9 protein-coding genes and 1 tRNA gene are annotated in these 5,322 nt (G+C 68.5%); all 10 read right to left on the reverse strand.

The annotated features are described in order from the left end of the window. Window positions 1–47 precede the first annotated feature (47 nt). The 10 genes from rplL to rpmG all read right to left on the reverse strand — a co-directional run bounded on the left by rplL (window position 48) and on the right by rpmG (window position 5,267). On the reverse strand, window positions 48–437 hold the full coding sequence (gene rplL / locus V7004_RS12550; protein ID WP_334144372.1) for a 50S ribosomal protein L7/L12: 390 nt from the start codon (window positions 435–437) through the stop codon (window positions 48–50). A gap of 3 nt (window positions 438–440) precedes the next feature. Continuing rightward, window positions 441–1,181, reverse strand: a complete 741-nt coding sequence (gene rplJ / locus V7004_RS12555; protein ID WP_334144373.1) for a 50S ribosomal protein L10 — start codon at window positions 1,179–1,181, stop codon at window positions 441–443. Between the two features lie 280 nt (window positions 1,182–1,461). Then, window positions 1,462–2,172 (reverse strand): 50S ribosomal protein L1, encoded by a 711-nt coding sequence (rplA, locus tag V7004_RS12560; RefSeq protein ID WP_442968060.1) that lies wholly within the window; start codon window positions 2,170–2,172, stop codon window positions 1,462–1,464. A gap of 89 nt (window positions 2,173–2,261) precedes the next feature. Beyond that, window positions 2,262–2,687, reverse strand: coding sequence for a 50S ribosomal protein L11 (rplK, locus tag V7004_RS12565; protein ID WP_334144375.1), 426 nt, complete (start codon window positions 2,685–2,687; stop codon window positions 2,262–2,264). A 129-nt stretch (window positions 2,688–2,816) separates the two neighbouring features. Beyond that, on the reverse strand, window positions 2,817–3,572 hold the full coding sequence (gene nusG / locus V7004_RS12570) for a transcription termination/antitermination protein NusG (protein WP_442968061.1): 756 nt from the start codon (window positions 3,570–3,572) through the stop codon (window positions 2,817–2,819). After that, window positions 3,569–3,871 carry a preprotein translocase subunit SecE gene (gene secE, locus V7004_RS12575; RefSeq protein WP_334144377.1) on the reverse strand — a complete coding sequence of 101 codons (303 nt, stop codon included), beginning with the start codon at window positions 3,869–3,871 and terminating at the stop codon, window positions 3,569–3,571. The genes nusG and secE overlap by 4 nt, the downstream gene beginning before the upstream one ends. A 30-nt stretch (window positions 3,872–3,901) precedes the next feature. Then, window positions 3,902–3,974, reverse strand: a tRNA-Trp gene (locus tag V7004_RS12580). 129 nt (window positions 3,975–4,103) lie between these two features. Next, complete coding sequence (locus V7004_RS12585) at window positions 4,104–4,466, reverse strand: hypothetical protein (protein WP_334144378.1); 363 nt, start codon at window positions 4,464–4,466, stop codon at window positions 4,104–4,106. Beyond that, window positions 4,456–5,028, reverse strand: coding sequence for an RNA polymerase sigma factor (locus V7004_RS12590; protein WP_334144379.1), 573 nt, complete (start codon window positions 5,026–5,028; stop codon window positions 4,456–4,458). The genes V7004_RS12585 and V7004_RS12590 overlap by 11 nt, the downstream gene beginning before the upstream one ends. A gap of 74 nt (window positions 5,029–5,102) precedes the next feature. Next, on the reverse strand, window positions 5,103–5,267 hold the full coding sequence (gene rpmG, locus V7004_RS12595; protein ID WP_208029799.1) for a 50S ribosomal protein L33: 165 nt from the start codon (window positions 5,265–5,267) through the stop codon (window positions 5,103–5,105). Between the last annotated feature and the right edge of the window lie 55 nt (window positions 5,268–5,322).

Raw genomic sequence — 5,322 nt, forward strand, 5'->3', positions numbered from 1 at the left:
GCCCGGGCCTCGGCCCGGGCACGTCACATGGTGGGAATCGGCCTCGACTACTTGAGCTCGACAGCGCCGCCGGCGCCCTCGATGGCCTCCTTGGCCTTCTCGGCTTCCTCCTTGGAAACCCGCTCGAGCAGGGTCTTCGGGGCGTTGTCGACGAGATCCTTGGCCTCCTTCAGGCCCAGGTTCGTGAGCGCCCGGACCTCCTTGATCACCTGGATCTTCTTGTCCCCGGCCGAGGTGAGGATGACGTCGAACTCGTCCTTCTCCTCCGCACCACCGGCTTCCGCTCCACCCGCAGCCGCAGCCGCGGGCACCGCAGCGACCGCAACCGGCGCGGCGGCCGTGACCCCGAAGCGCTCCTCGAAGTCCTTCAGGAGCTCGCTCAGCTCGAGCACGGTCATGTTGGCGATGGCGTCGAGGATCTCTTCCTTGGTGGCCATGGTCTAGCTCTCCTCCGTGGCAGGTTCGGCTCGGGCGGTTGCCGGCTCGGCCACCGCATCGTCCGGATGGGCCCCGGCCTCCTCAGCCGGGGCGGTCGTGTCGTCTCCCGCCACCTCCGGGGTGGCGGGCTCGGGCGCCGGGGTCGCGTCGGCGACCCCGGCCGGTTCGGTCGTGTCGATGGATGCCTCGGCTTCGCCGGTCGGCGCCCCGGCGGGGCCGCCGGCCTCCACCAGCGCCGCCAGCGCATAGGCGAACTTCTGCGGGACCGCCTGCAGCAGGCCAGCGAACTGCTGCATCGGCGCCGCCATCAAGCCCGCCAGCTGGGCGAGCAGCTCCTCCCGCGGGGCCACCTCGGCCAGGGCCCTGGCCTCCGCTTCGGTGAGGATGCGGTCGCCGAGCACCCCGCCCTTGAGCACCAGGGCCGGGTGACCCCGGGCGAAGTCACGCAGTGCCTTGGCCACCACGACCGGGTCACCCTCGCCCGCTCGCGGGACGAAGGCGATCGCGGTCGGGCCGGTGAGCATCTCGTCGATCTCGAGGCCGAGATCGCGGGTGGCGAACCGCACGAGGGTGTTCTTGTAGATCTTGTAGTCACCCCCGGCAGCCCGCAGTGCCCGACGCAGTTCACCCATCGCGGCCACGTCCAGGCCCCGGTACTCGGTGAGCAGCGCGGCGTCACTCTCGGCGAAGCGCTGGCGCACCTCATCGACCACGGCGACCTTCTCCGGTCTCGGGTTCTCCATCGCACCTCCCTTCTCATGTCCTGGTGCCCCCTCGGCACGGTTGGCTGGGTCCTGCGCCGACCCACGTTCCGCCGCCCGAGGGGAGGGAGGCCGAGAGACGACACAGGGACGCTCGCACCGAACGCGAACGCCCCTGAGGGATCTCGGAGGAGTCCGCCTCGTCAGGCGGGCCGGTCGGCCCTTTCAGCGCCGGAGCGCACCGGATGTCTTCGGCGAGCGACATCTCGTTGGGTTGTGAGCGAGCCAGGCTAGCGCGAGCCCGGTCGCCCGGAGAACTCGGTCAGGACGCCACGGGCTCGGTCTCGTACATGCGGGCCGGGTCGATCTTCACCCCAGGGCCCATGGTCGACGACACCGTGATCCGCTTGAAGTACCGGCCCTTGGCCGCGGCAGGCTTGGCCCGCTCGAGCTCCTCGAGCACCGCCCGCACGTTCGCGACGAGATCGCCGGTCGAGAAGCTCACCTTCCCCACCGGGACGTGCACGTTGCCATGACGATCGGTGCGGTACTCGACCTTGCCCCCCTTGAAGTCGCCGACCGCCTTGCCGACGTCGGTGGTCACGGTGCCGGTCTTGGGGTTGGGCATCAGCCCCCGAGGGCCCAGCACCCGACCCAGCTTGCCGACCTGAGGCATGAGATCTGGGGTGGCGATGGCGACGTCGAAGTCCAGCATCCCGCTCTCGACCTGAGCGATGAGATCGTCGGCACCGACAACGTCGGCACCCGCCTCACGGGCCTCCTGCGCGAGCTCGCCGGCGGCGAAGACCGCCACCCGGACGTCACGGCCGGTACCGGAAGGCAGGCCGACCGTGCCACGAACCATCTGGTCGGCCTTTCGGGGGTCGACCCCGAGTCGCACCGCGAGTTCGACCGTCTCGTCGAAGCGAGCCGGGGCGAGGGTCTTCACCAGCTCGATCGCCTCGTGCGTGGCGTGCAGGTGCTGATCGTCGAAGCGCTTCTTCGCGTCCGTGTACTTCTTGCCGCGTCGCATGATCGTCTCCTCGGCGTTCGGCTCCCTCGGTCGGTGTCGGACGGGGGGCGAGGTCCTCCCACTCGTCCCGGAACGGTCTGTGGGATCGCTCAGACGACCTCGATGCCCATCGAACGGGCGGTGCCCTCGACCTGCAGCTTGGCTGCCTCGAGGTCGTTGGCGTTGAGGTCGGGCATCTTGGTCTGCGCGATCTCCGTGAGCTGGGCATCGGTGATCGTGCCCACGGTGCCCTTGCCCGGATTCGTCGAGCCCTTCTCGAGCCCGGCCGCCTGGCGCAACAGCGTGGAGGTCGGCGGGGTCTTCAGGACGAAGGTGAAGGATCGATCCTCGAAGATGGTGATCTCGACCGGGACGATCGTGCCTCGCTGCGCCTCGGTCTTGGCGTTGTACTCCTTGCAGAAGTCCATGATGGCCACGCCGTGAGGACCCAGCGCGGTGCCGACGGGCGGCGCGGGCGTGGCGCCGCCGGCCGGAATCTGGATCTTGACGACGGCCGCAACCTTCTTCTTGGCCATGGCTTGCCTTCCTGGTTCAAAGAGGGTGCGCCCGAGGCCCGGGCGCTCAGGCGCGAGGGGCAATTCTGCCGATCGCGGCCCTCCGCGACAACTCGGCTCCGCGGCGCAAGGGAGCGGGCGCCCGAAGGCCTAGAGCTTGGCCACCTGGGAGAACTCCAGTTCGACCGGGGTCTCCCGGCCGAAGATGTTCACCAGCACCTTCACCTTGAGCTGATCCTCGTTGATCTCGACGATCACCCCCGAGAAGTCGGCGAACGGCCCCTCCTTGATGCGAACCGTCTCGCCCATCTCGTACTCGAGGCGAGGCTTGCCCCGCTTGGGTGCCTCCTCAGCGCCCTCAGCCTTGACCTGGAGGAACGACTCGACGTCGCGGCGCGGCAGCGGAGAAGGCTTGGCTCCCTGCCCGACGAAGCCGGTCACGCCCGGGGTGTTGCGGATGACGTACCACGAATCGTCGTCCAGCTCACAACGGACGAGCAGGTAGCCGGGAAACATCTTCTTCTGGACGACCTGCTTCTTGCCGTTCTTGAACTCGACCACGTCCTCCATCGGAATCACGACCTCGTGGATGCGCTCCTCCATGTTCATCGAGGAGATGCGGGCCTCGAGGTTCTGCTTGACCTTCTTCTCGTAGCCCGACTGGGTGTGCACCACGAACCACTGGCCCGGGCGGTCGTAGGGGCTCTCGACCCGGGGCTCCTCCGCGAGAAGCTCGTCCTCGCCGATCACCTCGGTGTCGTCGAGCGCAGACGCGTCAGCAACCGCGCCCCCTTCCTCCCCGGTGAGGGTCGGCGGCTCGACCATCGCCCCGGCATCGGTGATCTCGGTGTCGGTAGCCGTCTCGGTCTCGCCGAGCAGCGCGTCTTCGGTGGAATAGGAGCTCATTTGGCCTGGAAGAGTCGGAGGACACCCTCGCTGACGACCCAGTCGACGGCGAAGATCAGGGTCGTGAAGAACACGAGCGTGACGAGGACGATGATGGAGTAGTTGATGGTCTCGGACCGGGTCGGCCAGACGACCTTGCGCAGCTCACCGCGCACCTCATGCACGAACTGGCGCGGCGTGGTGCGTTGCTCGGCAGGCTTGGGCGCCTGCGGTCCCCGCCGGGTCCGGATCGGCTCGCCATCGGGGCCGAGCTCGCCCTGACGCTGGAGCATGCGCTTCTGTTCTCGGTTCAAGGCCATGGTGAGGAAACCCTTGCAGGGGATCGGAAGCAGGGCAGGAGGGACTCGAACCCCCAACCGCCGGTTTTGGAGACCGGTGCTCTACCAGTTGAGCTACTGCCCTAGGGTTCGCAGTCCCGGAGGCAGGATAGCAGCCTGCCTTCCCGCCGAGACAGCGAGCACGAGTGCCCGCAGCCTATCCCCCACCGGCGATGTCGTTGTCAGGGGCACGGCTGGGGCGACCAGTGCGAGGTCAGCCCGCGAGTGGCATCCGGCGACGAGAGCGGCTCGCCAGCACGATCGCCCCCGCGGCGCCGGCCGCGGTGGCCGCAGCGATGCCGCCCAGGTACGCCACCCGGCGGCCGGTCAGGATGCTGCGAATCGCCCGGCGTTCCCCCGCCTGCTCCAGGTGCAGGAGGATGTCGGGCAGCAGGCCCGGTGCCGGGGCCAGCACCTCGGTGCGCAGAGCCCGCAGCGCCCGCAGCAGCTTGCGGTACTGGGCCAACTCGGCCTGGCACCGCAGGCAGTGCTCCACGTGGGCTCGGGACGGGCCGTCGAGCAGGACCGAGCCGTCGGCGGCGTCGGAGAGGGACCCGGTGAGCTGCTCACACCGCACGGGCCTGCACCTCAGCGTGGCGGGTGAAGAGGTCGTCACGGAGCTTCTTGCGTGCTCGATGAAGCCGGACCTTCGCCGCGGACTCCGAGATGCCCAGCTCGGCGGCGATGGCCTCGTGCGGAAGGTCGTAGACGTCGCGCAGGATGACCACCGCCCGCAGCTTCGGCGGCAGGGCCCGCAGCGCCACCTGGAGACGCTCGCGCAGCGCGGTCGCCTCCGCCTGCAGCTCGGGACTCGCCGCGGGGCGCTCATCCCGGGTGCTCAGGTCCTCGGTCAGCTCCTCGCAGCGGTTCCGCTGGCGCCGGCCGAGGAACGTCGACGCGCAGTTCGCGGTGATGCGGTACATCCACGTCGAGAACTGCGCGTCCCCTCGGAAGCGCTTCAAACCCTTGTAGGCACGGAGATACGCCTCTTGCACCACGTCCCGAGCGTCTTCCTCGTTGCCGGTGAGGCGGTACGCCAGGGTGTAGGTCTCGACGTAGGTCGCCTTCACCAGCTCGTCGAACGCGTGGCGGTCGCCGTCGCGGGCGGCCGCCACGAGGTCAGCCACGTCGACTGGCATCGGCTTTCTGACCTGGTGTGCGCATGTGGGTTACGTGACGGTTCCGTTACGTCGAGACACCGGCCAGGAACCGATCAGCGAGTCTCCTTGTGCAAGGTGTGAGCCCGGTCCCACTTGCAGTACTTCTTGAGCTCGATGCGCTCGCGATCGTTGATCTTGTTCTTGGTGGTGATGTAGTTGCGGCGCTTGCAGGTCTGGCACTCGAGGGTCACCTGCACCCGCTTCTCGTTCTTCGCCATGGCTCGCTTCCGTGTTCGTTACTTGATGATCTTCGTGACCCGACCCGCGCCCACC

Origin of the sequence: Rhabdothermincola sp., from assembly GCF_036846205.1 — a bacterium.
Classification (GTDB): domain Bacteria; phylum Actinomycetota; class Acidimicrobiia; order Acidimicrobiales; family Acidimicrobilacustridaceae; genus Rhabdothermincola.

Coding starts and splice junctions, on each gene's coding strand:
- secE (WP_334144377.1), bottom strand. CDS start 3,871: ATGGCCTTGAACCGAGAACAGAAGCGCATGCTCCAGCGTCAGGGCGAG.
- rpmG (WP_208029799.1), bottom strand. CDS start 5,267: ATGGCGAAGAACGAGAAGCGGGTGCAGGTGACCCTCGAGTGCCAGACC.
- rplL (WP_334144372.1), bottom strand. CDS start 437: ATGGCCACCAAGGAAGAGATCCTCGACGCCATCGCCAACATGACCGTG.
- V7004_RS12590 (WP_334144379.1), bottom strand. CDS start 5,028: ATGCCAGTCGACGTGGCTGACCTCGTGGCGGCCGCCCGCGACGGCGAC.
- rplK (WP_334144375.1), bottom strand. CDS start 2,687: ATGGCCAAGAAGAAGGTTGCGGCCGTCGTCAAGATCCAGATTCCGGCC.
- nusG (WP_442968061.1), bottom strand. CDS start 3,572: ATGAGCTCCTATTCCACCGAAGACGCGCTGCTCGGCGAGACCGAGACG.
- rplJ (WP_334144373.1), bottom strand. CDS start 1,181: ATGGAGAACCCGAGACCGGAGAAGGTCGCCGTGGTCGATGAGGTGCGC.
- rplA (WP_442968060.1), bottom strand. CDS start 2,172: ATGCGACGCGGCAAGAAGTACACGGACGCGAAGAAGCGCTTCGACGAT.